This is a genomic window from Rhodococcus sp. AD45-ID (assembly GCF_003023755.1).
Lineage (GTDB): Bacteria > Actinomycetota > Actinomycetes > Mycobacteriales > Mycobacteriaceae > Rhodococcus_F > Rhodococcus_F globerula.
Genome location: NZ_PYHL01000003.1, coordinates 958,728 through 984,261 on the forward strand (window position 1 = coordinate 958,728; position 25,534 = coordinate 984,261).

At 61.2% G+C, this 25,534-nt stretch carries 25 protein-coding genes and 1 tRNA gene; 17 read left to right on the forward strand and 9 right to left on the reverse strand.

Annotated features, from left to right (window positions below):
• Positions 1–157 precede the first annotated feature (157 nt).
• A complete protein-coding gene (locus tag C7T36_RS28640) occupies positions 158–1,294 on the forward strand; it encodes a glycosyltransferase (protein WP_033234555.1) in 1,137 nt (378 codons plus the stop codon).
• Here the strand turns inward: C7T36_RS28640 and efeB are convergent.
• From efeB to efeU, 3 genes are read right to left on the reverse strand one after another with little or no spacing between them, the layout of a single operon-like run.
• A complete protein-coding gene (gene efeB, locus C7T36_RS28645; protein WP_045069318.1) occupies positions 1,267–2,547 on the reverse strand; it encodes an iron uptake transporter deferrochelatase/peroxidase subunit in 1,281 nt (426 codons plus the stop codon). The two genes, C7T36_RS28640 and efeB, sit on opposite strands and share 28 nt — an antisense overlap.
• Entirely contained in the window at positions 2,547–3,677 is a 1,131-nt protein-coding gene (gene efeO / locus C7T36_RS28650; protein ID WP_045069320.1) for an iron uptake system protein EfeO, read from the reverse strand. Before efeO ends, efeB begins: the two co-directional genes overlap by 1 nt.
• A gap of 15 nt (positions 3,678–3,692) precedes the next feature.
• Entirely contained in the window at positions 3,693–4,592 is a 900-nt protein-coding gene (efeU, locus tag C7T36_RS28655) for an iron uptake transporter permease EfeU (RefSeq protein WP_045069322.1), read from the reverse strand.
• Between the two features lie 244 nt (positions 4,593–4,836).
• On the opposite strand from efeU, the gene C7T36_RS28660 reads away from it, so the two are divergent.
• From C7T36_RS28660 to C7T36_RS28690, 7 genes are all read left to right on the forward strand, one after another.
• A complete protein-coding gene (locus tag C7T36_RS28660; RefSeq protein WP_371851326.1) occupies positions 4,837–5,547 on the forward strand; it encodes a lytic transglycosylase domain-containing protein in 711 nt (236 codons plus the stop codon).
• A gap of 196 nt (positions 5,548–5,743) precedes the next feature.
• Entirely contained in the window at positions 5,744–7,030 is a 1,287-nt protein-coding gene (gene eno / locus C7T36_RS28665) for a phosphopyruvate hydratase (RefSeq protein WP_033234550.1), read from the forward strand.
• Positions 7,031–7,052: 22 nt separating this feature from the next.
• Positions 7,053–7,721, forward strand: a complete 669-nt coding sequence (locus C7T36_RS28670; RefSeq protein WP_033234549.1) for a septum formation initiator family protein — start codon at positions 7,053–7,055, stop codon at positions 7,719–7,721.
• Complete coding sequence (locus tag C7T36_RS28675; RefSeq protein WP_045069327.1) at positions 7,718–8,263, forward strand: DUF501 domain-containing protein; 546 nt, start codon at positions 7,718–7,720, stop codon at positions 8,261–8,263. The genes C7T36_RS28670 and C7T36_RS28675 overlap by 4 nt, the downstream gene beginning before the upstream one ends.
• Complete coding sequence (locus C7T36_RS28680) at positions 8,260–9,222, forward strand: Ppx/GppA phosphatase family protein (RefSeq protein ID WP_045069330.1); 963 nt, start codon at positions 8,260–8,262, stop codon at positions 9,220–9,222. Before C7T36_RS28675 ends, C7T36_RS28680 begins: the two co-directional genes overlap by 4 nt.
• A gap of 100 nt (positions 9,223–9,322) precedes the next feature.
• A tRNA-Leu gene (locus tag C7T36_RS28685) sits at positions 9,323–9,399 on the forward strand.
• Positions 9,400–9,535: 136 nt separating this feature from the next.
• On the forward strand, positions 9,536–9,880 hold the full coding sequence (locus C7T36_RS28690; RefSeq protein ID WP_092807355.1) for a TraR/DksA C4-type zinc finger protein: 345 nt from the start codon (positions 9,536–9,538) through the stop codon (positions 9,878–9,880).
• A 141-nt stretch (positions 9,881–10,021) separates the two neighbouring features.
• Here the strand turns inward: C7T36_RS28690 and C7T36_RS28695 are convergent, their stop codons facing one another.
• Positions 10,022–10,369: a DUF3703 domain-containing protein gene (locus C7T36_RS28695; protein WP_045069332.1), complete on the reverse strand. Its 348-nt coding sequence runs from the start codon at positions 10,367–10,369 to the stop codon at positions 10,022–10,024.
• Between the two features lie 62 nt (positions 10,370–10,431).
• The gene (locus C7T36_RS28700) at positions 10,432–10,950 is read right to left on the reverse strand and encodes a hypothetical protein (RefSeq protein ID WP_033234545.1); all 519 of its coding nucleotides are present in this window, start codon (positions 10,948–10,950) and stop codon (positions 10,432–10,434) included.
• Between the two features lie 137 nt (positions 10,951–11,087).
• Between C7T36_RS28700 and C7T36_RS28705 the strand changes: the two genes are divergently transcribed.
• Positions 11,088–12,494 (forward strand): cell wall metabolism sensor histidine kinase WalK, encoded by a 1,407-nt coding sequence (locus C7T36_RS28705; RefSeq protein ID WP_045069334.1) that lies wholly within the window; start codon positions 11,088–11,090, stop codon positions 12,492–12,494.
• A 56-nt stretch (positions 12,495–12,550) separates the two neighbouring features.
• On the opposite strand, the gene C7T36_RS28710 is transcribed toward C7T36_RS28705, so the two are convergent.
• The gene (locus C7T36_RS28710) at positions 12,551–13,231 is read right to left on the reverse strand and encodes a response regulator transcription factor (RefSeq protein WP_045069336.1); all 681 of its coding nucleotides are present in this window, start codon (positions 13,229–13,231) and stop codon (positions 12,551–12,553) included.
• Positions 13,232–13,335: 104 nt separating this feature from the next.
• Here C7T36_RS28710 and C7T36_RS28715 point away from each other — a divergent pair, with 104 nt between their 5' ends.
• Positions 13,336–14,043: a metal-dependent transcriptional regulator gene (locus C7T36_RS28715; protein WP_045069338.1), complete on the forward strand. Its 708-nt coding sequence runs from the start codon at positions 13,336–13,338 to the stop codon at positions 14,041–14,043.
• A gap of 52 nt (positions 14,044–14,095) precedes the next feature.
• Here the strand turns inward: C7T36_RS28715 and C7T36_RS29955 are convergent, their stop codons facing one another.
• The gene (locus tag C7T36_RS29955) at positions 14,096–14,278 is read right to left on the reverse strand and encodes a hypothetical protein (protein ID WP_045069339.1); all 183 of its coding nucleotides are present in this window, start codon (positions 14,276–14,278) and stop codon (positions 14,096–14,098) included.
• A 306-nt stretch (positions 14,279–14,584) separates the two neighbouring features.
• Positions 14,585–15,262, reverse strand: a complete 678-nt coding sequence (locus tag C7T36_RS28720; RefSeq protein WP_033234542.1) for a Tellurium resistance — start codon at positions 15,260–15,262, stop codon at positions 14,585–14,587.
• Between the two features lie 427 nt (positions 15,263–15,689).
• Between C7T36_RS28720 and C7T36_RS28730 the strand changes: the two genes are divergently transcribed.
• The 7 genes from C7T36_RS28730 to C7T36_RS28760 all read left to right on the forward strand — a co-directional run bounded on the left by C7T36_RS28730 (position 15,690) and on the right by C7T36_RS28760 (position 25,144).
• Complete coding sequence (locus C7T36_RS28730) at positions 15,690–17,996, forward strand: bifunctional diguanylate cyclase/phosphodiesterase (protein WP_239654782.1); 2,307 nt, start codon at positions 15,690–15,692, stop codon at positions 17,994–17,996.
• Positions 17,989–20,352, forward strand: coding sequence for a bifunctional diguanylate cyclase/phosphodiesterase (locus C7T36_RS28735; RefSeq protein ID WP_052683596.1), 2,364 nt, complete (start codon positions 17,989–17,991; stop codon positions 20,350–20,352). The genes C7T36_RS28730 and C7T36_RS28735 overlap by 8 nt, the downstream gene beginning before the upstream one ends.
• Before the next feature lie 128 nt (positions 20,353–20,480).
• Positions 20,481–21,272 carry an SDR family NAD(P)-dependent oxidoreductase gene (locus C7T36_RS28740; RefSeq protein ID WP_045069865.1) on the forward strand — a complete coding sequence of 264 codons (792 nt, stop codon included), beginning with the start codon at positions 20,481–20,483 and terminating at the stop codon, positions 21,270–21,272.
• Between the two features lie 3 nt (positions 21,273–21,275).
• Positions 21,276–22,181, forward strand: a complete 906-nt coding sequence (locus C7T36_RS28745; RefSeq protein WP_045069344.1) for a TIGR03619 family F420-dependent LLM class oxidoreductase — start codon at positions 21,276–21,278, stop codon at positions 22,179–22,181.
• 52 nt (positions 22,182–22,233) lie between these two features.
• Positions 22,234–22,920, forward strand: a complete 687-nt coding sequence (locus C7T36_RS28750; RefSeq protein ID WP_045069346.1) for a nitroreductase — start codon at positions 22,234–22,236, stop codon at positions 22,918–22,920.
• Positions 22,921–22,977: 57 nt separating this feature from the next.
• Positions 22,978–24,111 carry a class I SAM-dependent methyltransferase gene (locus tag C7T36_RS28755; protein ID WP_045069348.1) on the forward strand — a complete coding sequence of 378 codons (1,134 nt, stop codon included), beginning with the start codon at positions 22,978–22,980 and terminating at the stop codon, positions 24,109–24,111.
• Between the two features lie 175 nt (positions 24,112–24,286).
• Entirely contained in the window at positions 24,287–25,144 is an 858-nt protein-coding gene (locus C7T36_RS28760) for a Bax inhibitor-1/YccA family protein (protein ID WP_172937472.1), read from the forward strand.
• A 51-nt stretch (positions 25,145–25,195) separates the two neighbouring features.
• On the opposite strand, the gene C7T36_RS30350 is transcribed toward C7T36_RS28760, so the two are convergent.
• Positions 25,196–25,423, reverse strand: coding sequence for a PLD nuclease N-terminal domain-containing protein (locus C7T36_RS30350; protein ID WP_204368998.1), 228 nt, complete (start codon positions 25,421–25,423; stop codon positions 25,196–25,198).
• Positions 25,424–25,534: the final 111 nt, after the last annotated feature.

The window sequence follows — 25,534 nt, forward strand, 5'->3', positions numbered from 1 at the left end:
GAATATTGACGTGCTGTTGCCGACCTCACCGTGAGGAGGGCGGCCGTCGATTGAGGTTGCCTGTATGTTGCTAGTAAACATACCATCGGTTTGTTTGATCGCGCTTTTACGGGCGCAAAGTATCAAATCGTACAATTGACGCGTACTGGAGTCCGAAATGGCTGGTGTTCTGGTCCATGAATGGATCGAACGTTCTGGGGGAGCGGAGAAGGTTCTCGACGAGTTTGTCAATTGCTATCCGGATGCGGATGTCTACTGTCTCTGGAACGACGCTCCGGATCGATATCCGGCGACAAATGTCCGCGAGAGCGTGTTGGCTGGAACGCCTCTACGCGGTAGGAAAGCGATGGCACTTCCGGCGATGCCGTTCACGTGGCGTGGTCTCGAAAATCGTGACTACGATTTCGCTTTGATCAGTTCTCATCTATTTGCTCACCACGCAACATTCGCCGGAGCGTCCCCGGAATTACGTAAATTCGTTTATGTTCACACGCCTGCCCGTTATGTGTGGAATCCGGAACTCGACGAGCGTGGTAATTCACTCTCGGCGCGGATGGCGTCGCCGATGCTGCGGCGAATTGATCGTAAGCGCGCCTCCGAAGGCGCGTCTTTTGCGGCCAACAGTGAGTTTGTCAGCAAACGAATAGAACGCGCTTGGGGTGTGAGTTCCAAGGTTATTCATCCGCCGGTTGATGTCGATCGAATTGTCGCTGTTGACGACTGGAGGTTGAAATTGTCACCGGAAGAACTTCAGTTACTTTTCAGCATGCCCCCTGTGTTCGTTTTGGGTGCATCTAGATTCATTCCGTACAAGCGGCTTGACTGGGTGATCCGTGCCGCAGAGAAAGCCGGCGTTGCGGCTGTTATTGCCGGGTCGGGGCCGGAGGAGGAGCGACTTCGTTCAATGGCTTCCGAAGCCTCGGTGCCGGTGCGGATTATTCATCGACCGTCGGACGCTTTGCTGTTCGCTTTGTACCAGCGCGCGCTTGCGTACGTGTTTCCGCCTATCGAGGACTTCGGGATCATGCCGGTGGAGGCCATGGCAGCCGGCGCCCGACTGATTACGAACAGCATGGGAGGTGCTGCGGAGACTGTGACGCATGGCGTCGACGGGCTGCATTTTCACGATGACCGGTGGGAGTCGATTGCAGAGTGCATTCAGGAGATCGACCGCGTGAGTATTGTCAGGTCGAACACGTATGGCAAGTACTCGGTGCGGCGCTTCCATGAGGAGATAGCGATGTGGACGGGCGTCGAATCGGCCGCCTATGTGAAAAGTTTAGATCCCCAATAACTTTCACCTGAAAGCCCGCCGGGGCAGGCGAAGACGGCAGAACCGACGTGCTGGATGTATTCGTTCAGCGCGTCGTGCCGGGAGAGGTTTTGCTGCATCGGAACAAACTGCTCGACAGGGTTCCGGCAGTACGCAACAAAGAACAAGCCGGCGTCGAGGTGACCGAGCCCGTCGGAACCATCGGTGAAGTTGTATCCGCGCCGCAGGATTTGGATTCCGCCCAGTTCTTCGGAAGACGCCAGACGGACATGTGCGTCTTCGGGTATGACGAAGTCGTGGCCTTCCTTCGAGTCCAGATCGAGTTCGTCGAACTCGTCCTTTCCGCCGAGCGGAGCGCCACTGCGCTTCGACCTGCCGATGACGGCTTCCTGTTCCTTGAGGACTGTGCGATCCCATTGCTCGATCAGCATCCGGATGCGGCGGGCGACCAGAAATGATCCCCCCGCCATCCATTCCTGATCGTCGGCGCCGTCGACCCAGACGTGTTCGCTCAGTAGCGCTGGATCCTCCGCCTTGATGTTGGCGGTTCCGTCCTTGAACCCGAACAGGTTTCGCGGAGTTTGTTGTGTCGTGGACGTCGAGGATGTTCGTCCGAATCCTAGTTGCGACCATTTGACCGACGCCGTTCCGAAGGCCACGCGCGCGAGGTTGCGGATGGCATGAACCGCGACCTGGGGATCGTTGGCGCACGCCTGGATTGCGATGTCGCCGCCACTGCGCGCCGGATCGAGGTTGTCGGCCCGGAAATGCGGAAGGTCCAGTAGCGCAGCAGGCTTCTTGTCAGCCAGTCCGAAACGGTCGTCGAACAGTGACGGTCCGAAACCGATAGTGAGAGTCAGTTGTGAGGCAACAAGGTCGAGTGCCTCGCCGGTATCGCTCGGCGGTGCATACGGGCCGTCACCGGTTGCACCGTCCTCGGTTGCTTCCTCACCCTTTGTCATTCGCTCGGCCATAGTGGTCCAGGTCTGCAACAAAGCGATCAGTTCGTCGCGGGACGTCGTCGTCACGTCGAACGCGACGAAGTGCATACGATCCTGGGCGGGCGTTGTGATGCCGGCCTGATGGTCACCACGAAAAGCCACCACGTCGGAGTTGTCGGTGCTGGAACTGTTGTCAGCGGTGACCCGTCCGACAACAGCACCGGCACCAGCGAGGGCAACACCGGCTCCCACGGCGCCGAACAGTTTGCGCCGTGAGAGTCCTTGCGGTGTCGGATTTTCCGGGCTAGGTGTGCCCTCTGGTGTATCAGTCATTACTGCCCCGCAACTACTTCCTGAACCTGGCTGACCTCTGCGGACAGAGCGTCGATCTTACGTGAAAGTTCCTGGCGCTGAGCTTCGGTGACGGTGTCGTAGAAGACAAATCCGTCGCCGACCCGGAACTGCGCGAGCGCTGCGTCGAGGTCGGCAAATCGATCCGAGATGCGCTGGGCAAGTTCGGGATTGCGTTCCTGCAGAATCGGGTTCAGTGCGGCGATCGCAGCCTGGGAGCCGTCGACGTTGGCCTGGAAGTCCCACAGGTCGGTGTGCGAGAAGATGTCTTCTTCGCCGGTGATCTTGGATGTCGAGATCTCGTCGAGCAGTCCCTGTGCATCGCCGGCGATCTTGGTGGGATCGACCGAGTAGTCTTCGGCGTTTACCTGATCAGCCAGATACTGGATATCGACGAGCAGCTGATCTGCGACGGCATTGGTGTCGGGCTGCAGACCGGTGACCCACAGATCTTTCTCGAGGCGGTGGAAGCCGGTCCAGACCTGGCCGGGCTCCAGGTCTGCCTCACGCAAGTCGAGCTTGGGATCGAGCTCACCGAAGCTCTCGGCCTCGGGCTCGATGCGTTCGTAGTACGTGCGAGTGATCGGGAACAGCGCCTTTGCCTGCTCGATGTCGCCCGACTGAACGGCTGCGACGAACTGAGCGGCGGTGTCCTGTAGTGCCACGATCTGGCTGCGGATGTATCGGCGGTACCCGTCTGCTGCTTCTGCGAGCTGGCCACTCTCGTCGGTGGCTGCCTGCGAATCGCCGGTGACGACAAAGTCCTGTCGGATACCGGTTCCGACCATTCCGGGCTTGCACGCAAGCTGATACGTCGCTGCCTCGGGGAGTGAGACGATGAGCTGACGCGTCAGACCGGGCCCGATGTTCTCGACCTCGCCCATCGCGCGGTCACCCTCGGCGAAGACGTAGAACTCGGTGACCTTCGTGCCGTTGTTGGTGACCTGGAACGTCGACTTGCCCGTCGTACCCGTGGTGGCACTGACGTCGCACGAATCATCGGTGGCAGTGACGATGACGTCGCCGTCGCTTGCCGTCGACTTCTCGGTGCACGCGGCAAGTGAGAAGGGGAGTACCGCGGCTGTCGCGAGCACGAGAGTGGATTTGCGCATCGTTGGAAGTGCCTTTCAGGATTCTGTCGGTTCGGACGAAGTGGTCGGCGATGCAGCGATGGCAGGTGCCGGTGACGATTGCGGACGCAGGAAGAGCGCCAGCACGACGACGAGATACACGACCCACGCGGTCGCTTGCAGAACCGTCGGGTCAGGGCGGAAGTTGAAGATGCCGGCCAGGACAGTGCCGTACCACGTGGACGGGTCGTAGCCCGGGGTGAGGTTGAAGGCGATGTTTTCGGCTCCTGGCAGGACGTTCCCGATCTGCAGGGCGCGGATGCCGTACGAGAGGATTCCGGCGGCCACGACGATGAGGAAGATCGCGGTGTAGCGGAAGAACGTCGTGAGATTCAGACGTAGCGCCCCGAAGTACATGGCGACGGTCAGGATGGCGGCCAGGAGAATGCCGAGCAGCAATCCGATGAGTGGCCAGGAACTGCCTGCCGTGTTCTCGGCGTACCCGACCATCAGCAGTGCCGTCTCGACGCCTTCGCGGCCGACAGCAAAGAATGCGAGCGTCAGGATTGCGATCGGTCCGGCGACGAGGGCCTTTTCCATTCCGGCCTTGAGGTCGCCGGAGATGGTCTTGGCCGCGGTTCGCATCCACAACACCATCGCAGTCACGATCACCACGGCGATCAGTGACGCAATTCCGGCGATGACTTCCGCGGTAAGGCCGTCGACGGTGGATGTGCCGTAGTGGATGACAAGGAAAATGATCGCGACCATCGCCACGGCGGCAAAAACGCCGAGCCACACCCACTTCAGTGCGTCCCGCCGCTGTGCCTTGACGAGGTACGCGGCCAGGATCATGACAACGATGCCGGCTTCGAGGCCTTCGCGGAGACCGATCAGGCCACTGCCGAATAGCTGCGTGGCAACTGACGGACTGCTCGACGCTGCGAGTACCGACACGGGCACGGATGCTCCTTAACTGGAGGAAGCTCGGCAGCTTCACGGAATCGGCCAAAAGTAGGACAGCCTTAACTCCGATGAAGATACTCCACCTTGCGGCTGCTATCCACACCCTGACCAGGCCTTTTGATTCTCTTTACTATCAAATTCGGGTGTTCAGTCGACTCGTGTGGATGATGGAGGGGTGTACCGAACCACTGCCAAGACCTCGAGACCCCGACGCGTCGTGCGCGTCGTCGCCGCGATAGCTGCCGGAACGGTGCTTGCCGGAGTGGGTATTGCAGCGTGTGGATCCGATGAACCGAAGATCGCGATTCCCGAAGGAATCCCGCCGGGCGTTGGCTTGCCGACACCGCCGATCGACATCAATGCACCCGGCCGCAGCGCAGATCAACTCGGTGATTGGGCCGCCGGACTGAGCAGTGACGTCGGAATCGGTACGACTGCGCTCACGGCCTACGGGTACGCCGCCGCCGTGATGGCTGAGACGTTGCCCGGTTGCGGGATCGGGTGGACGACACTCGCCGGGATCGGGAGCGTCGAAAGCCGTCACGGAACGTACGACGGCTCAGCGGTAGACGCCGTGGGTCAAGTCAGTCCGATCATTCGCGGCATACCACTCGACGGCGGGCCGGGCGTAGCCGAGATTCCCGACACCGACGGCGGCACCATGGACGGAGATTCTGTCCACGATCGCGCGATGGGACCGATGCAGTTCATCCCGGAAACCTGGTTGAAGTGGGGCGTCGACGCCAACGGTGACGGTCGTATCGATCCCGACAATATCGATGACGCCGCCCTCACCGCGGCGCGGTATCTGTGTGCCCGCGGGGGAGACCTGACCACAGCCGCAGGGTGGCAGCAGGCTCTGATGGCGTACAACCTCTCCGGGGACTACCTCGCGCTCGTGCGTGATCGGGCTTCGGCATACTCGGTGGGAACGCGGCCGGCATGAGTGCTCATGACCGCAGTTCAGGCCGGTGTGTGCGCGTCGATAAAGAAGCCTTCGCGCGCTGCGGTTAGGCTGTGTGCTGGCACTACGGGGGCCCCGGCACGATCGTGGTCCAATGCCCATGCACGCAGTGTGTGTCCCAATGTCCACGCACGCGGAGTGCGCCCCAATGCGAAGCCCATCGAAGGAGAACCACACAGTGGCCAGTATTGAGCAGGTCGGAGCTCGCGAGATCCTTGATTCCCGTGGCAACCCCACGGTTGAAGTTGAGGTTTTGCTCGACGACGGAAGTTTCGCCCGGGCCGCAGTGCCCTCCGGCGCATCCACCGGTGAGCACGAAGCCGTCGAGTTGCGCGATGGTGGCGCTCGCTACGGCGGAAAGGGTGTCGAGAAGGCAGTCGAGGCAGTTCTCGGCGAGATCGCGCCCGCAATCATCGGCATCGACGCCACCGAACAGCGCACCGTCGACCAGGCGCTGCTCGACGCAGACGGCACCCCGGACAAGTCTCGCCTCGGCGCCAACGCACTCCTCGGCGCTTCGCTGGCAGTTGCCCGCGCCGCAGCGGAGTCCTCGGGCCTCGAGCTGTTCCGCTACGTCGGTGGCCCCAACGCCCACGTCCTGCCCGTCCCGATGATGAACATCCTCAACGGTGGCGCTCACGCCGACACCGGCGTCGACGTCCAGGAGTTCATGGTTGCTCCGATCGGTGCACCGAGCTTCAAGGAATCCCTGCGCTGGGGTGCCGAGGTTTACCACTCCCTCAAGTCCGTCCTGAAGGAAAAGGGTCTGTCCACGGGCCTCGGAGACGAAGGCGGCTTCGCGCCTGACGTTGCCGGCACCAAGGAAGCTCTCGACCTCATCACGATCGCCGTGAACAAGACCGGCCTCAAGCTGGGTACCGATGTCGCGCTCGCGCTCGACGTTGCGGCCACCGAGTTCTACACCGACGGCACCGGCTACAAGTTCGAGGGCAAGAATCGCACGGCAGCCGAGATGGCAGCGTTCTACGCCGAGCTCATCGACGCTTACCCGCTCGTCTCCATCGAGGATCCGCTCGACGAAGACGACTGGGACGGCTGGGTTGCACTCACCGACCAGATCGGCAACAAGGTTCAGCTCGTCGGCGACGACCTGTTCGTCACCAACCCCGAGCGCCTCGAAGAGGGCATCGTCAAGGGCGCGGCAAACGCACTGCTGGTCAAGGTCAACCAGATCGGCACCCTGACCGAGACCCTCGACGCAGTCGACCTCGCTCACCGCAACGGCTACAAGACGATGATGAGCCACCGGTCCGGCGAGACCGAGGACACCACCATCGCGGACCTCGCAGTTGCCGTCGGCAGCGGCCAGATCAAGACGGGTGCGCCGGCTCGTAGCGAGCGCGTCGCCAAGTACAACCAGTTGCTGCGCATCGAGGAGAACCTCGGTGATGCCGCTCGTTACGCCGGCGAGGTTGCATTCCCGCGCTTCGCATTCGAGGCCTGAGCAACACATTTAGGTATCAGCAGTGTCTGCACAACGCGGTAAACCACGATCCCCCGGCGGAAGTCCGGGGGGTCGTGGTTCCGGGCGCGCGGACACTGCTCGTCGCACCAAACCCGGCAGCACCCGCCGGGCACGCGGCACGGAAGCCGAGTCGGCGGAAGCAGCGTCGACCGGGGCAAAGGCAACGTCGGCCTCGACGCGTAAGTTCTGGTCGAGACTGCCCAGTTCCGACAACACAGTCTTCGGGCTCTCGACCAGCCGGGCTGTCATTCTCGCGATGGTTGTTCTGATGCTCGCGTTGACGTTGGCGGTGCCGTTGCGCACGTACATTTCTCAGCGTTCCGATGCCGCTCAGATCGCTGCCGAACGACGGGTACTCCAGGAGGAAGTTGACGCGCTCCGGCAGCAGAATGCGCGTTTCGATGATCCCGCATATGTCGAAGCGCTTGCGCGGGAACGCCTTCGGTACGTCAAGCCTGGCGAGACGCCGTTCCAGGTACAACTTCCCGGTGACTATCAAGAACCCGAGAAGAAGCAAGTTGAAGAAGCCCCGCTGACAGGTCCGTGGTATCGCGATCTGTGGCAAACGATTTCGGAGCCACCAGTGGTTCCCGAGACGAAGGCAACGCCGGCGCCGATGCCGGTGATGCCGACAGAGCAGTCAGAAGAACAAGGAGTACCCACCGGGTGAGCAATCCGTCCGAAAATTCCCCTCACGTCGCGCAGGCAGATCTTGACGCCGTCGCAGCTCAGTTGGGCCGTGAGCCGCGCGGAGTGCTCGAGATTGCATACCGCAGTCCCGACGGCACACCAGGCGTGGTCAAGACAGCTCCCAAACTTCCTGACGGCACACCTTTTCCGACGCTCTACTACTTGACAGACCCCAGGCTGACCGCAGAGGCCAGCCGTCAGGAATCTGCCGGTGTGATGCGTGAGATGACCGAGCGCCTGACGCAGGATCCCGAGTTGGCTGCCGCGTACCGCCGCGCCTACGAGTCGTATCTTGCCGAGCGCGACGCCATCGAATCCCTCGGTACCGACTTCGCCGGTGGCGGGATGCCGGATCGCGTCAAGTGCCTGCACGTTCTGATGGCGCATTCACTGGCCAAGGGGCCTGGCGTCAACCCGCTCGGTGACGAGTCGGTGGCTCTGGCAGGGAAGGGCAAGCTGCGCGGCACCGCCATCCCCGCTGATTGGCCGGGCATCGACGACGCGGTAGATCCCGAGAAGTGAAGGGTCGCGTTGCCGCAGTCGATTGCGGCACCAATTCGATCCGCCTACTGATCGCGGACGTCGGTGCAGACGGGCGATTGGTTGACGTCCGCCGCGAAATGCGGGTTGTCCGTCTCGGTCAAGGTGTTGACGCAACAGGAACTTTGGCTCCCGAAGCCATCGAACGCACCCGTGTCGCATTGGTCGAGTACGCGGGCATGATCGCGGAAGCCGGAGCAAGCGCCGTTCGGATGGTTGCCACATCTGCGACGCGCGATGCTGCCAACCGCGACGACTTCTTCGCGATGACGCAGGAAGTTCTGGGCGGCGTGATTCCCGGTGCGGGAGCCGAGGTGATCTCCGGCGACGAGGAAGCGCGACTCTCGTTCAGTGGTGCTGTGGGAGAGCTTGATCCGTCCGAAGGCCCCTTTGTTGTGGTCGATCTCGGCGGCGGTTCCACCGAGTTGGTTCTCGGCGACTCTGCTGGTGTTCAGGCTGCGTATTCCACCGATATCGGCTGTGTGCGGGTGACCGAGCGGTGCCTGCATTCCGATCCTCCGACCACTGAACAGGTCTCCGATGCAACAGAATTCGCGTCCGCGAAGCTTGCGGAAGCATTTGCGGTTGTTCCCATCGAGAAGGCTCGGACTTTTGTGGGTGTCGCGGGAACCATGACGACGCTCTCGGCAATCGCGCAGGATCTGCCGGACTACGACGCAGACAAGGTGCACCTGTCCCGAATCTCGTTCGGCCAGTTGATCGACGTGTGCGAGCGCCTCACCGCGATGCCGCGCGCCGAACGAGCGAAATTCGGGCCCATGCATCCCGGACGCGTCGACGTGATCGGCGGGGGAGCGATCGTCACCACCATCCTCGCGCGGGCATTCGAGGACAAAGCGGGAATTACCGAGTTGGTCGTCAGCGAGCACGACATCCTCGACGGTATTGCCATGTCGATTCCGCTGCCCGCATCCCAATAGTGCTGATGGGCATCACGATCGGTGGGTCTGATTACGATGCCTGAGAGCGCACGATAGTGTGATCCCTGTTGTTGTCGGGAAACCGGCAACAGCAGGGAAGGCCCCCATAGCCCAATTGGCAGAGGCAACGGACTTAAAATCCGTCAAGTGTCGGTTCAAGTCCGACTGGGGGCACCAAAAAGACCAGCTCACCGCACAATTCGAAGCCTCGGATGTTCATCCGACTTCGCTTCGGTACGCAGAGGGTACGCAGCTCTCCGACCAGCCGATCGCACGCATTGTGCGCGGTGCTTGGGCAGCGTTGAATACTATGATGCAGGATTTCCACGCGACCATCGGCCTGGAACGGCGGCGGGCAGAGCACCGCTTGGCATCACTCCGCGAAGGACTCGAATCCATAATCGAAGGTTCCCGCTGGACTACCGACGACGATGAACACGATCCCGAAGGGTCGACCATCGCGTTCGAGCGGGCCAAAATCGCGTCTCTCATTGCCGATACCGAAGCCGAATTGCGGGATTTGGAAGCGGCGACAACCCGCCTCCGGTCAGGTGAATACGGAATTTGTGAGGTCTGCCAGGAGCCGATTGCAGACGCCAGACTGGAGGCGCTACCCACTGCGCGGCAGTGCATCGAGTGTGTGCGACGGAGTCGATGACAGTTCTGTGCGTGTATCCGGCATCGAGAAGACTGTCCTGCGCCCCTGTAGCACGGATCGATGTCGAGCAGTCGCGATGGTCCGCACAGTTCCCGCCCGCCATTCCAGTTCGAGTCGCCACCGAATCCGGTGGTGGGTCGGTTAAGCCGAATTGGTGAGAAGGTTCGCCAGCTGATCCGGTATCGGCATCGGTGTCGTGAGCCCAGCAGCAGTGCGCCCAGTGTTGCCGGAGGGGTAGCGGCCCAGGACCGAACCGGGTGCCGCAACCACGATCCGCACGAGCTGTCCGCGCGCTTCGCGCCAATCGCGTTGCCGCAGTGCCAGTGTGAGCATTGCAACGTGATTACGCGTATGCGGCCAGGGGTACGGCTGAGCCAGGATGTGCGCCTGTTCGAGGTGAATCCATTTCTGCGCGTCCTCGCTGGTAGTTCCGACGTCGTACATTTCGGCGTTATACGCGGCGCGAATACGCTCGGGCATCCTTGTCATAGCGGGTTCCTTCGTTCGGATTCGACTGTGTGGTGTTCGCGCCGCGTATGCAATCAGATGCTCTAGCTGCCGAACTGGCTCAAGACGCCGTTGAGCAGGCCCTGCAGCAGGGCCGCCGGGTCAAGCGAACCGGTGGCCGGCGGAGTGGTGCTGGTGACCGTGACGCGGACCGATGCGATCGGATCCTGGTAGTCGGTGTCGCCGTCTTCCTTGCACTTGGTGCGGACCTGGTACTCGCCGTCGGGGAAGACTGCAGAGGTGCCGATGCCGGAGGCGTTGGTCAGTACCTGACCGGCGACCATGGTGTCGCCCACGACGAGGTAGCTCGAGCCGACCTTGGTGGTCGAGTCGAGGATGGTGGCGTCGGCGCGGTAAACGGTGCCCTCACATTTGACGAAAGCCTTGGTGGTGTTGAGGCCGGTGATCGAGGTCGTGATGGTGCCTGCGCCGGCGTTGGCATGCACGGATGCGCCGCCGGTAATCGCTGCGGAGCCGATTGCCGGGTTGACGACGAGGGCGAGTGCCGACAGGCCGGCAATGGTGCCGGCGACGGCCAGGCGGTGCCCGGTACGAGTAGCCATGAATGGTGTCCCTTCGGTTCGTGTGGTGACGACAGCATCTACGGCAAGTCGCACAGAATGCATCCTGGACCAGCAATACTTAGGGGACGCTGAGTTGCGCTACGGATCGAGCGCATGGCGCGTCTACTGTCTTACTCGTGCACTCATCACTCACTGCGTGGACCGGCCGAATTCGTCGGCGGCTCAGGCCTGTGCGTACCCGTCTGACGGTGCTGGCGACGTTGTTGGTAGCTCTCACGTTGACTGTTGCGGCAGGCGCAGTGCTCTACGCCCTGTACCAGTCGTCGCGCCAGTCAGCCGACGTGGCAACGACAGCCCGCGCGAGGCAGATCGCGGCGGTCGTCGAATCGAAGGGGCTTGCCGGCCTCGACGAGTCGTTGCTGACCGATAGTCGGTACGTCGACATCATTCAGGTGGTGGACGACGCGGGGCACGTGGTGTTCAGCGGGGAGCGTTATCCGGCTGGTCCGCTCGGCTCGGGGCTGCGGCCTGGCGAGGAACGACGCGAAAGCGGTTTGCAGACAACCCCGGACGGTCCCGCGTATCGCGGGGCACTTGTCGGTGCACTCGCCCCAGGTGGTGAAGTGGTCACGGTGGAAGTCGGGGCGGCCGAGAGTCGCCTCGACTCGCTTTTTCGCTTTGTTGCTGTGCTGGCCGCTGTAGTGATCCCGATCATCGTGATCGGGACGGCTGTCTTGACCCATTACTTTGTCGCCCGGACCCTGAAACCGGTTGACGACATTCGTAGACAGGTTGACGACATTACCGGTGGAGACCTCGATCAGCGGGTGCCTGTACCGGATACCGGCGACGAGATCGCCACTCTGGCAACCACAATGAATGCAATGCTCGAACGCATCGGCACTGCCCGGGCCGAGCAGATGCGCTTCGTGAACGACGCGTCGCACGAGCTCAACAGTCCGTTGACCACATTGGTGGGTCTGCTTGATCTGTCCCGGACAACGAAGCAGCCCATCGACCCGGAGACCGTGGCGACAGTCATGATGCCTGAGGCACTTCGGCTGCAAGGGATGGTTTCCGACCTGTTGTTCCTCGCACGCGCCGACGAACGCGGTGTGCCGCTGCGGCTGGCCGACGTTGACATCGACGAGGTGGTCAGCGCCGAGGTTGCACGGCTCGAAGCGCTTGGTCGGCATACGATTACCGCGAAGATCAGCGCGGTGCGGGTGCAAGGTGACGGCGAGAAACTGGCTCGTGCCTTGCGTAACATCGCGGACAATGCATCCCATCACACTCATGACCGTCTGGACTTCGCGATAACCGTCGACGCCGATCGGCGTCATGTGAGTGTGACCGTGTCCGACAATGGGCCAGGGATTGCCGATGCCGATAAATCGCGAGTACTGCAACGCTTTGTCCGTCTCGACACTGTTCGCGAACGTAGCAGTGGGGGTTCAGGTCTCGGTTTGGCGATTGTCGACGAAATCGTGCGGGCCCACCACGGAAACGTCACTGTTGCAGATGCTTCCGACGGCGGCGCCACAGTCGGATTCACGCTCCCGGTGCCACCGTGGAGCGAATAGCCTCCACGATCGGTGCCGTGGAGCGAATAGCCTCCACGATCGGTACCGTGGAGCGACTAGCCTCCGCCGTCGGCTGCCAACCGGTAGCCGACTCCACGAATCGTTTCGATCGACTTGCACCCGAACGGGGTGTCGATCCGTCGCCGGAGGTAGCTGACGTACACCTCCACGACGTTCTCGTCGCCTCGGTAGTTGATATCCCACACGGACTGGAGGATTTCGGTTTTGGTCACTACTTCGCCCTTGTGGCGCATCAAGAACTCGAGCATTCCGAATTCCCTTGGTGCCAAGGTCAATTCGGTATCTCCTCGTTTGGCAACGTGAGACGTGGGATCGACGCTCAGCGAACCCGCAGTCAGCACCACCGGCCGCTCCGGTGCGCCGCGGCGCACCAGAGCTCGCAAGCGCGCGATCAACACGACAAACGAGAAAGGCTTTGTCAGATAGTCGTCAGCGCCGAAATCGAAGGCATCGGCCTGGTCGTACTCTCCGTCCTTGGCGGTCAGCATCAATACTGGTGTCCACACACCGTCGCGGCGCAGCTGGCGCACCACCTCGTACCCGTTGAGTGCAGGCATCATGATGTCGAGTATCACGACGTCGAAATGCTCTGTAGTCGCCTTCTCCAGCCCAGCGCGGCCGTCATGTTCCACGTCCACGACCCAGCCTTCGGTCACCAGCATCCGGCGCACAGTTTCCGCGACATTACGGTCGTCGTCCACCACAAGAATTCGCACGGCTCTACTATCCCTGCTCCGGTCCGGCACCACCAAAGTCCGGTATCGGAACCATCACTGTGTTCGAGCAAGCACGACTTCTGTTTGGAAAGGCATCTGGCCGCGTGAAGGAAATCGTCAACACCACTGAGATGTATCTGCGCACCATCTACGACCTCAACGAGGATTGTGTCCCGGTGCGGCAATCTCGCTTGATCGAACGAATGCACCAAGCCGCTGCGACGGTATTTCACACTGTGACACGGATGAAACGAGCCGGTCTGGTCTCGATTGCCGACGATAACCTCATCGAACTTACCGATCCGGGAAGCATCCGTGCGATCGAGGTGACCCGCAAACATCGACTTGCTGAGCGACTGCTCACCGACGTCGTCAACATGCCAACGACACTTGTGCATGGGGAAGCCAGCCGCCTGCAACACGTCATGAGCGAGGAGGCCGAGCGGCGCATTGTCGACCTCCTCGGTGGTCCGACCACTTCGCCGTGGGGAAACCCTATCCCGGGGCTGGAGCACTTCGGAATTACAGTTGAATCAACGGGTGCAGCAACAAAACTGGCCGACATTCCGGAATCGACACTGCCTGTGGCCGGCGTCGTCAGGTCCATTTCCGAACATGCGCAGTCCGATCCCGAACTCATCAGGTTCCTGGTCAACGCCGGCGTCATTCCCGGTGCCCGCGTGACGATCAGGCCGAATGGAAAGTCCTACGCTGTCAGAGGTCTTGATGAGATCGAACTCCCGAAGAAGCTGGCCCACATCATTGATGTCGACTGCACGTCCACTTCTTCGAATATATCGGCATTCAACTGACAGGTCAGAATTATTGCGGTACTTGACTATTCGTTTACGGCAGGGATGAAGGTCATTTCGGGGAATGGAATCCGTGGATGAATCCGCAGGCGATCCAGAAGGTTGCGGCAGCGGCGACGGTGACCCCGATCGACGCGGCGAGGTGAGAACTCGAGATCCACACCATGATCCCGAGGATGACGGCAACGATGACGATCAGCGCTGTGTCGGTTCGCTTCACCCACATTCGGATCACCAGTTCAGTCTTGAGAAGCTAGAGGAGAACTTCCTCTCTGGTACCCATGCCGGTGAGCCGCGAAACCGCGTGTGAAATGGCGAAATTGCGGCGCATTACGTGGCGATGGAGCTAGGTGATGCCCCGATCTCGAGGGAATCGGGGCACCACCGCCGACCAGGCTAAGCACATAGCACGGCCGACCCACTATCGGTGTCGAGTTGACCCCTCATGTCTGACCCCACAGAAATCGAGCCTAGCCAATTCCACAGTCAAATATGGACAAATTGCGCAATAGTGGCAGACCCTGATTGGTCTCGTCGCTGCCTATTTACGGCCCGCAGACCACTGCATGCCCCAACTGTAGGCGCGGTCGAGGTCGGACTGACTGCCGTTGATGTACTGCACTTCCCGGGTAACACTCACGCCTTGTCCAGAACTCTGGATGAAGGCGATTGCGCAGATGCGAGCCTGATTGCTCGCAGAGTCCAGTCGAACTTCCACTTGGGGTCCAGTGGTCGGCTCCAGGGTGACAACGCCGTCGACGGCAGCCCAGTTGGGTGCGCCGTCGTAGATCATCGCGAAGATCAGAATCCGTCGGAAGACGCTCGGGTCGGCGAGATTGACGTGCATGTTCTCGCCGCCGGTGTTCGAACCGCTGCGATCGTCGCCGTCCAACATGATGAACGGCGCGGTATTCAATGCTCCGAAGCTGTTGCCCAGTGCCTGGACAACCCCTTTGGAACCGTCTGCGAGTTCGTAGAGACAGCCGAGGTCGAGATCGACGGCACCAGATCCTGCGCCGGCGAGTTTGGCCAGGAAACCCGTTTTCTTCGGCGCGGCACCTTGTGACCAGTTGAGATTCACACGCATGTTTCCCTGGCGTTCGCCGGCCTTGGCGAGATTGACCGTCGGTGCGGCTTTGGTCAGTGTGATCTTGCTCAGATTGACCGAGCCTGTGGAGGGTGTGGATTCCGAGGGGCGCCGGGTGTAGTCGATTGCCATCGTAGTTGTCCTTCTCTGAACCCGAAGAGTTCGATCGTGGAACCTGGTGCGCGATCAGTTGCGAATTTTGTCCGTTGTGATGGTCGATCAGATCCCATTGTTCCTGATGTCCGATTTTGGTGACGGTGTGGACATCAACCGAGCCTCCTCGACCGGTGCGGAACCTAGCCGGTGTCCGGCCGATGTCACGGCCGGTGTCCGGCCGATGTCACGGTCGGTGTCCGGCCGACGTCACGGTCGATTCACATGATGTTGCCATGACGGCGCTCGTGGTTTGCTGACTTTGGGGCAATCGTGTGGTTTCCTACCGTAGTGCCACTTGGACGTCCGTATCGATGGGTTAATTCTTGTTACGGCATAATTGCCCGATTGGTGCAAGGCTGCATGTAGGTCGGTCCGCACAGAGTCCGACGGGCGAGGGGGCTCGATGGGTTTCGAACCACGTTCGGCACTGCTCGCCGAGCAGCGCGCACTGACAGCGGCGCAGCGGCGTGACCTCAGGAACCGGCAGATCACCGTCAGCTTCACGATGTTGCCCTGGGCAGCAGCGGTACACCTTCTGGTTGTACTCGGATTGTCGATGTACGTCATTCCCGAGGACGGCGGCCTTTTGCTCAGGGCCTGGCCGATTGCTGCAGGAGTAGTCGGCCTTGTCGGCGCGTATGTAGGGGTTGCCGTCAGACGAGGGGCGATCGTGCAGTCCGAGCACCTTGCCTATATTTTCCTGGCATTCGAGTTTGCCGCCGCGGGCGTCCTCTACTCAGCGCTCGCGATTGTGTTGTACCCGATCCTCGACGACGCCGGCGACCTGGTGATGACGGGCACGATGGCGGCGATTATCGGTGCGGGTGCGCTGACTACGGCGGTGCTGCGTTCTCTAGGTGTCATCTGGATTCTGTCGAGTACGGTGATTCTCGGCATCGCGTTCTGGCAGCAGCCAGGCCCGGAGTTCGGACGGCTTCTGATCAGTCTCCTGGTATACGGAACCGCGCTGATCGCCGGCACGATCGTGGTATCGGGGCATATCGAAGGGCGCTACAAAGCGGAACTCAGCGCCGCGGCAGAGCGGACTGTTGCGCAAATGCTGCTCGACGATTTCGAAGGCAATGCCGCGGATTTTGTGTGGGAGACCGATAGCAAAGGTCGGTTCTTGCGGATTCCCAGCAGGCTCGCGTTCGACGCCGGGATCGATCCGGCTGCGGTGCGAGGTGTGTCATGGCAGCAACTCTTTGCCGAGCTGGGGTCATATGAGCTACCTGGTGGACGTGATGCGTTGTTGGAACTGGAGAAGGCTCGCAGCGCAAAGGACGCGTTTGTCGACGTCATGCTTCCGGTGCGGGTACGCGACGCCATACGGTGGTGGAAACTGTCCGGTCGGCCTACCCCCGGACTGGCACCTGACGATTTTGTCTGGCGAGGCGTCGGCTCGGACGTCACCGATGTGAAGATTCAGAGCGACGAAATCGTTCGCATGGGTCTGATCGACGCGCTGACCGGGATGCCCAACCGACACAATTTCTGGTTGGAACTCGAACGCAGCGTGCGTAACTCGGAGCAAGGGAAACCTCGGATCGCGCTTGCGATGCTCGACCTCGACAACTTCAAATCGGTGAACGACACGCTGGGACATTCGATAGGCGACGAAGTGTTGAAAGAGGTGGGAGCACGCCTGGTGGAGGTAGGCGGAGCAGCACACCTGTGTGCGCGTCTCGGCGGTGACGAGTTCGCAATCTTGTTCCGAACGGTTGACGATCACGACAGCGTGCACACGGATCTGCTGAGTTACGTCGATATTCTCCGAGAACCGGTTTTGGTGTCCGGTAACCGGTTGGATATCGGATGCAGCATAGGGTTCCACGTTCCGGCCGATCGGGGACAAACCGCTGATGCGCTACTGGTGGCCGCGGACCTTGCGCTCTACGCAGCCAAAGAATCGGGGCGAGGAACAATCCTCCAGTATCAGCATTCGATGCAACTGACCGCGACCAGACGCGCACATCTGTTGGAAGACATCGGAAATGGCGTATCGCCCGACGATATCGAGCTCCGCTTTCTGCCGCAGCTCGACGTGGCTTCGCGCTCGATAGTCGCGGTCGAGGTCAAAGCGACGTGGAACAACGCGAGGCTGGGAATGGTGCCGGCAACCGAATTCATGGTTGTTGTCGACGACGCCGGACTGTCGTCGACCGTCGGCTCGATGCTGTTCGAGAAGGCATGCAGCGCTGCGTCGAAAATGCCGGGTGATATCCGGTTGGCAATCAGCGTCTCTGGGCGCGAACTCGAATCGGATGGGCTTGTCGACCATGTTGCGGACGCGCTCGACAGATGGGGTGTTCTTGCTCGTCGAATCGAGTTGCAGCTCACCGAATCATCGGCGATCTCGGATCGAGCGAAGGCTGGGATGCGTGGAGTGGCTGGGCTTGGTGTTTCGTTGACCGTCGACGAGTTCGGAACCGGATTCTCTTCCCTTGCATCGCTGTCGGATCTCCCTTTTACTCGAGTCCGCGTCGATCGGTCGTTCTCGGGAACCGTTCCGGGGCAGTGGCCGATTCTTGCCGCCGTTGTGACTTTGGTCGAGTCGTTGGGTTTGGAGGCGGTGATGCTGGGGGTCGACAGCGAGGTGCAACTCGCGGGTGCGGCCGACATGAAAGTGCGGACGGTGCAGGGTCGTGTCGCGGGTGAGGCGATGACGCTCGAGAATCTGATGCGGATCTTGTCGGTGCACCATGAGTGAGAAGCGAGGGTTGAGGCAGCGGGCATTCCACACGGTGTTTCATCTCATCGACCCGTCGTGGACGGGCGACCCCGCGTCGTACTACGAAGATCGAAGACTTCTCATCCGCCGATTGCACTACTCTGCGCGCGTCGCGCCCATGGCATTCCTCGTCGCGGCATTCTCACTGAGCTTGGTCGTCGCTTTTATGCCTGTCGAAACCGGTTGGTTCCGGTGGACTTGGATGGCTTTGGTACTTGGATCCAATATCTCGCTCGCCGTGTTCTGGTTCACGAGACTCAAAAAACGCGAGGCCGAGCGGGAGATCACGGATCTTGTCGTCGTGGCGATTCAGGTAGTCACATGGGCGGCGTTGCTGGCTTGGGCCGCTTTTGTTCTCTTTCCAATTCTCGGAGCGGCCCAAGAGCTGACGCTGACGGCAATTTTGTTGGGAGGCGTGGTAGTTGGGATCATTCCGGTAGTGATGTTCCGGGGTTTGACGACTGTGTGGATCGTGATTGTCGGCGGTGGTCTGGCGTGGGGATTCTGGACTGAACCAGGTTCGGAGCGTTGGGTACTACTAGGATTGCTCGGTCTCTATCTCGTGTCGCTCCAATGCGGAACATTGGTGTTGGCAAACGTTTTCGAGCGTCGCCTCCGCGCAGAACTCAACGCGGAGGATCAGCGCGATCTTGTCGAACTGCTACTCAACGATCTCGAAGACGGTGCGCAGGACTGGCTGTGGGAAACCGACGACAAGGGTATCGCGGTGGCTGTGTCCCATCGTTTTGCGGAGAGTCTGGGATTGCCGGCCGCCGAGATCAGTGGACGGGCTATGAGCGAGATTCTGAAGGGCGTCGGGGCCGACAGAACAGCGACCGGACGCATTGCGCTCGACACACTTGTCGAGCGCCTCGACAACGGTGACGCATTCCGTGACATCGAATTGGACGTGTGGATCGGCGGTCGACCTCGACGGTGGTCGATGTCCGGGCATCGTAGGAGTGACAGCCTTTCCGACGGCGGTTGGCGCGGCGTCGGCTCCGACATCACGCGCGTTCATCAGCAGCGGGAGTACATTCGCGAACTTGCCGAGGTGGATTCGCTCACCGGACTTCAGAATCGGTACACGTTCACGGCGCGGTTGTCGAAGATGATCGCCGACGGAGACGATGTCTGGCTGGCCATGCTCGACCTCGACAATTTCAAGTCGATCAACGACCGCTGGGGGCACCGCGTCGGCGATAACGTGCTGGTCGATGTGGCGGCGCGGCTGAACGCCGTGCTGCGCCTGACGGAAATCTGTGCTCGACTCGGTGGGGACGAATTTGCCGTGGCTTTCAGCGGGATCGACGACGAGCAGGAAGTCAAGGAGCGGTTCCAGTCGATCGTCGATGCGATCGATGTTCCATTCGACCTCGCCGGCAACTCGATTCGGGTTCGGGGAAGTCTTGGATACGGTTCACTTCCGAATGATGCGGCAAACCTCGACGATTTGGTCGTTGTCGCGGACCTCGCGCTTTATCACGCGAAGGTGAGTGGTCGGAATCAGATTCGACGGTTCGACTCGACTCTGCGTGAGCGCGCTACCGGTAGGGCCAGGGCACTCCTGGATCTTCGAATGGCGGTGCAGAACAGCGAGTTCGAACTTGCCTACCAACCGCAGGTGTCGGCAGCTACTGGAGCCGTCGTGGGATTCGAGGCGTTATTGAGGTGGAACCACCCCGTCTCGGGTGTGGTTTCACCGGCTGACTTCATCTCGGTCGCGGAGGAAACAGGGCTTATCGTTCCTATCGGGGCAGAGGTCTTGCGCACCGCATCCGCGCTGGCGACGACGTGGCCCGACCACGTGCGTATTGCAGTGAATGTTTCTCAGGTGCAGTTGCGTTCCGTGGGGTACGTCGAATCCGTTCGCGAAGTTCTTCGCGAAACAGGCTTGGCTGCGGAGCGACTGGAGATCGAGGTGACCGAGTCGCTGGTCATCGACGACTCGGATCGAGAAGTCCTGCTACGGATCGCGGAGTTGGGTGTTGCCATTGCCATGGACGATTTCGGCACCGGGTACTCCTCGGTCGCGAGCCTGTCCTTGCTGCCGGTGGACAGATTGAAGATCGACCGAGCTTTTGTGAGCCAACTGGACGCGGATCCAACGGAGTCGAGAACCGCGGTATTTCGCGCCATTGTCGACATTGCCGAGTCGATGGGCTTGGAAACGGTTGCCGAGGGCGTCGAAACCGATCGTCAGCGAGCCGTGGTGACCGAGTGTGGCTGCCGCGTCGTTCAGGGCTATCTGGAAGGTCGCCCGATGCCGGCGGCAGACGTCGACGCGTTCATCGAGTCTCGCCGGAATTACAGATTGCCTTCTGCCGCTGAGTGAGAACGCGCGCCGCGTTTGGTTTCTCTTTGTGTGATGGTGCATTGCGGAGCGGCCTCATCTCGAGTTGCCGAGCGAGAACAGTGACGGAGTGATGTGTGGTGAGCGATTCGGCGTTTGTCCCGGGGCCGATGTTGGTGGGCAAGAAGGCGGTGGTGACGGGTGGCGCGCACGCCATCGGAGCCGCAATCGCACGGGCCTATGCGAGTCATGGCGCCCAGGTGCTTGTTGTCGACGTCGACACCGAGCCTGTCGCGGACATCGAATTCGATTCCACAGCAGGTGGTTCGGTTGCAAGTTTGTCCTACGACGTCCGCAAGGCCGAAATTCCGCAGGAGCTGATCGACTTCGCACCGGACATTCTGGTGAACAACGTCGGCCACTTTCTGGCACCGCCGCAAACCTTTTCAGCCACGACGCCGGCGTTCTGGTCGGACATGGGCAATATCAACTTCGACCAGGTTCTGCGCCTGACACATGCGCTGCTTCCCGGCATGATCGAACGCGGCGCAGGCGGATCGATCCTGAATCTGACCACGGTGGAAGCGCATCGGGCAATCCCGGGACACACCGTGTACTCGGCGTACAAGGCCGCGCTGACGCAGTTCACCAGAAGCCTCGGCGTCGAGATCGGTAGAACAGGCGTGCGCGTCAACGCAATTGCGCCCGATCTCATCGAGTCCGTGCAGGTGCCGTACCGGTCGATCGTGGCCGCCGACGACTGGGCCAAGTGGCCGCAGTGGGCACCGTTGGGTGGTCCGGGGCAACCAGTGGATATCGCCGGGCCGGCACTGTTTCTTGCATCAGACCTGGCAAGGTACATCACCGGCACCGTCATCCATGTCGACGGTGGCTCCCACGCCGCGGGCGGTTGGTTCCCCACCGAAGAGGGTGGTTGGACCAACCGCCCCCGAAAGGCTTGACCCATGACAACTTTGAGTCTCAACGTTCCGAACTTCGGCACTACGTTGGCAGCGGATTCCTACGGGAAACTGGTTCAGGTCTGTCAAAGCGCGGAGTCAGCCGGGTTCGATCGAGTCCTGGTCACCGATCACGTCGTGATGGGTTCGGACAACTCCGCATACACATGGTCGGCGTTTCCCACCGAGCCGGACGCGAATTGGCTCGAACCCTTGAGCGTGCTGGCTTTTGTTGCCGGACAGACCACAACGATTCGACTGGGCACTGGCATCGTGATCGCGGCGTTGCGCGGGGGAGCCGTGCTGGCCAAGACCGCGGCGACCATCGACCTTCTCTCGCGGGGACGCTTGGATCTCGGAGTCGGAACCGGTTGGCAGGAACGTGAATACGATGCTGCGGGAATCGATTTCGGCAAGCGCGGCCCGCTTCTCGACGACGCATTGGCGATCTGCCGGGCACTGTGGACTTCGGCACCGGCAAGCATCGACACACCCCGCCTGAAGTTCGACGACGTGTACTGCGCGCCTCGGCCGGCCACTGGAATCCCGATCTGGGTGTCCGGTTCGTTGTCGAAGGCCGTCGTGCGACGTGTCGCAACCTGGGGTGACGGGTGGATTCCGATCATGGGCGCAACCAACGACGACCTTCGAGAGGGCGGAGCGCTCATCCGTAAGGCGATGGCTGATCTCGGACGGGATGCGTCGACCCTGGACATTCGTGGACGTTTGACGATTGCCAGGGCGTCGGACGGATCGATCGATCTACGTGCAACGATGCTCGGGGCCGAAGAACTTGTCGACGCCGGCGCGACCGATGTATTGGTGGCTCTCGGAGCTCTCGATCCGAACCCGGACGAGGCAATGGCTGTCTTCGGGGAACTGGCGTCGGCCTTCAAAACCGCAACCGGTTAGGGTCTAACGAACGCTAGAAAGACACGCTGGTCAAGACCGAGGAGACGCATACATGACCGAGAACACCGCCACCCTGTCGAGCCTCGAATCGCTCCTCGACTCCCGAATCAGTTGCCGGGCCTATGAGGATCGTCAGGTTCCTCGTGATGTCATCAACGAGATCCTGCGGCTCGCGCAGAAGACACCGTCGTGGTGCAACACCCAACCGTGGCAGGTGGCAATCACCGAAGGCGAGGGCACCGAAAAGTTTCGGGCCGGTCTAGGCGCTTATGTCATGGCCAATCCGCAGGAATCCGATTTCGAGTTCCCGCGCGAGTATCAAGGTGTCTACAAGTCGCGCCGGTTCGATTGCGCGATGGCACTGTACTCGAGCGTCGGAATCGAACACGGTGACCGCGCCGGGTCCGGAGCTCAGACCATGAAGAACTTCGAGCTCTTCGGCGCTCCGCACGTCGCAATCATCACCACGGACGAGGCTTTGGGGACCTACGGGGCCGTCGACTGTGGGCTTTACGTCAACAGCTTTCTCCTCGCTGCTCAAAGCCTTGGCGTCGCGACGATCCCGCAGGCAGCGCTTGCCGGTTGCTCCAAGTTCATCCACGAGCACTTCGGCATCGACGACACCCGCAAGGTCGTGTGCGCGATCTCCTTCGGATACGCGGACACGGAACACCCCGTGAACGGGTTCCGCACATCCCGCGAGGACGTCGACAACGTCGTGCAGTGGATGTCGAACTGATCACCTGCTCGGAGCGGGATTGAGTGTTGGGCAGGCGGACCTGAGAGACTGGTCCGCATGTCCGACACCCCCGAAATGTTCGATCGACTCCGCCGCTTTCCCGACATCGAGGCACCCAATCTATTTGCTGTCGATGCGGCTGATCGGCTGATCCTCGACGAGGCAGCTGACGCACTTGCGGCGGCGCCGTCGGGATCGGTAGTTGTTGTCGGCGATCACTACGGAGCGTTGACGGCCGGAGCGGTTCTCGAGCACGGCCGGTCCGAGGTGCGTGTCTACCAGGACCCGCTCACCGGCGAACTGGCGTTGGCGAACAATGCCCGCGAACTCGGATTCACCGAGCGCTATACGTCGCACGGACTCTGCGAAGAGTTGCTGCGCGGCGCTCGCGTTGTCCTCATGCAGTTGCCGCGCAGCCTCGCCGAGCTGGGGGAGATCAGCCAGCTGATCGCGCTCCATGCCGATCCGGAGGTACGCGTCTTCGCAGGCGGGCGCGACAAGCACATCACCCCGGCCATGAACAAGGTTCTCGCAGAGTCCTTTTCGGCGGTAAGCGCGTCGCGAGGCCGGCAGAAGTCCCGGGTTCTGCGGGCTGCTGAGCCGAAGGCCGACGTCGCCGTCACGTTCCCGATGACCGAGTGGCTCGACGAATTCGGTCTCGACGTGGTTGCACACGGAGCGGTGTTTGCCGGTGCGAGCCTCGACATCGGAACCCGGTTGTTGCTCGAAAATCTAGGCAAGATCGACATCACGCCCCGCGACGTCGTAGACCTGGGCTGTGGCAGTGGCATTCTGGCGACAGCGATCGCGCTGAAGTTCGCAGACGCGCAGGTCGTTGCCACGGACCAGTCGTCGGCGGCGGTGGCGTCGGCGATCGCCACGGCGTCGGCCAACGGCGTCGGAGATCGAGTTCGCGGCCTGCGGGACGACGCCATGAGCACTCTGCCCGACGCCAGTGTCGACCTGGTCCTCCTGAACCCGCCGTTCCACGTCGGTGCCGCCGTTCATACCGGTGGTGCACTCAAGCTGTTCGAGGCAGCAGGTCGGGTACTGCGTCCGGGCGGGCAGCTATGGACCGTGCACAACGCCCACCTGGGATACCGGGAACCGTTGAAAGCAGCAGTCGGTGAGAGTCAAGCGATGGCGAAGAACGCGAAGTTCATCGTCATGCGATCGATCAAAGCGTCCTAGTATCGGGAACTGTTGACCCACCGGAAACCTGCCGGGAACTACGGCGAACGCTCCGACGTTGTAAATTACGAGTGCTTTACTTTTAGTGAGTACACGGACCGGTCGGAAACTCGGATCCGTTCGGCGAACCCGCGACGCACCCGTCGCAGGTCACCACGATGAAGGGATGATCACGGTGCGCACCACCAGCAACCCGGTGTTCCGCAATCTGCCCAAGCAAGAGGGCAACGGATACGCCTCGTTCGGATCTGCGACGGCGGGCGCCTCGCAGGTCACCCAGCAGTTCGGCCAGCCGCAGTACGCTCCGGCCGAGCCGTACCAGACCGGCCCCACCTCGCGGGCTATGACAATCGACGATGTTGTCACCAAGACGGGCATGACGCTCGGTGTGCTTGCGTTGACCGCGCTGGTCTCGTACTTCCTCGTGAACAACGACCCGAGTCTCGCATCGCCGTTTGTGATCGTCGGCGGTCTGGTCGGACTTGTCCTGGTTCTCGTTGCGACTTTCGGTCGCAAGATGGACAACCCGGCCATCGTGCTGGCTTATGCCGCGTTCGAGGGCCTCTTCCTGGGGGCTCTGTCATTCATGTTCACTGCCCCGATCGAAGCGGCTGGCGGTGTGTCGGCCTCGGTGCTGATCTCACAGGCAGTTCTCGGCACGTTCGGCGTGTTCTTCGGCATGCTTGTGGTCTACAAGACCGGCGCCATTCGTGTGACGCCGCGACTGACCCGCATGATCATCGGTGCCTTGATCGGCGTCGTGGTTCTGGCTCTGGGTAACCTCGTCGCCAGCTTCTTTATCGACGGCGGACTCGGCCTGCGTGACGGTGGACCAATCGCCATTATCTTCAGCCTGGTCTGCATCGGTCTCGCAGCCTTCAGCTTCCTGCTCGACTTCGATGCCGCTGATCAGCTGATCCGCGCTCAGGCTCCGGAGAAGGCAGCGTGGGGCGTCGCCCTCGGCCTCACCGTCACCTTGGTCTGGCTGTACGTCGAGATCCTGCGCCTGCTGAGCTACTTCAGTCGCGACTGACAACTCGCAGTAACAAGAATGGCCTCCGCGATGCGGGGGCCATTTCTTTTGTCATAGTGCGTTCTGTCGACGCCTGCTCGCGAAGAACCACGCCGCAGGCCCGACGATCGGCAGGATGACGGAGAGGGCAGACCATCCGATTTTTGCGACCGGATCGGCATCGGACCTCACGATGGACACCACCGCAGTCACCGTGAGAACGATCCACAACAGCATGAACACAGACCAAGCGATGTCGAAACCGATCGGCACCGTCGGATTGTGAGTCTCTTCATTCACGTCGTGCTCCTCCATTCCCGCTCCCGTCCCCCGTAGACGAGTCCAGGGAGGCACTGGCATTAACCGTATAGACAGGGTCTCCCTCCTTCGGACAAACCGAGTTTGACTGTG

Bases quoted from the DNA above. Each gene is read 5' to 3' on its own strand.
- C7T36_RS28690 (WP_092807355.1), top strand. From the start codon at position 9,536: ATGCAGGATTTCCACGCGACCATCGGCCTGGAACGGCGGCGGGCAGAG.
- C7T36_RS28640 (WP_033234555.1), top strand. From the start codon at position 158: ATGGCTGGTGTTCTGGTCCATGAATGGATCGAACGTTCTGGGGGAGCG.
- C7T36_RS28735 (WP_052683596.1), top strand. From the start codon at position 17,989: ATGAGTGAGAAGCGAGGGTTGAGGCAGCGGGCATTCCACACGGTGTTT.
- C7T36_RS28750 (WP_045069346.1), top strand. From the start codon at position 22,234: ATGACCGAGAACACCGCCACCCTGTCGAGCCTCGAATCGCTCCTCGAC.
- C7T36_RS28745 (WP_045069344.1), top strand. From the start codon at position 21,276: ATGACAACTTTGAGTCTCAACGTTCCGAACTTCGGCACTACGTTGGCA.
- C7T36_RS28720 (WP_033234542.1), bottom strand. From the start codon at position 15,262: ATGGCAATCGACTACACCCGGCGCCCCTCGGAATCCACACCCTCCACA.
- C7T36_RS28740 (WP_045069865.1), top strand. From the start codon at position 20,481: ATGTTGGTGGGCAAGAAGGCGGTGGTGACGGGTGGCGCGCACGCCATC.
- C7T36_RS28700 (WP_033234545.1), bottom strand. From the start codon at position 10,950: ATGGCTACTCGTACCGGGCACCGCCTGGCCGTCGCCGGCACCATTGCC.
- efeO (WP_045069320.1), bottom strand. From the start codon at position 3,677: ATGCGCAAATCCACTCTCGTGCTCGCGACAGCCGCGGTACTCCCCTTC.
- C7T36_RS28755 (WP_045069348.1), top strand. From the start codon at position 22,978: ATGTCCGACACCCCCGAAATGTTCGATCGACTCCGCCGCTTTCCCGAC.
- C7T36_RS28730 (WP_239654782.1), top strand. From the start codon at position 15,690: ATGGGTTTCGAACCACGTTCGGCACTGCTCGCCGAGCAGCGCGCACTG.
- C7T36_RS28695 (WP_045069332.1), bottom strand. From the start codon at position 10,369: ATGACAAGGATGCCCGAGCGTATTCGCGCCGCGTATAACGCCGAAATG.
- efeB (WP_045069318.1), bottom strand. From the start codon at position 2,547: ATGACTGATACACCAGAGGGCACACCTAGCCCGGAAAATCCGACACCG.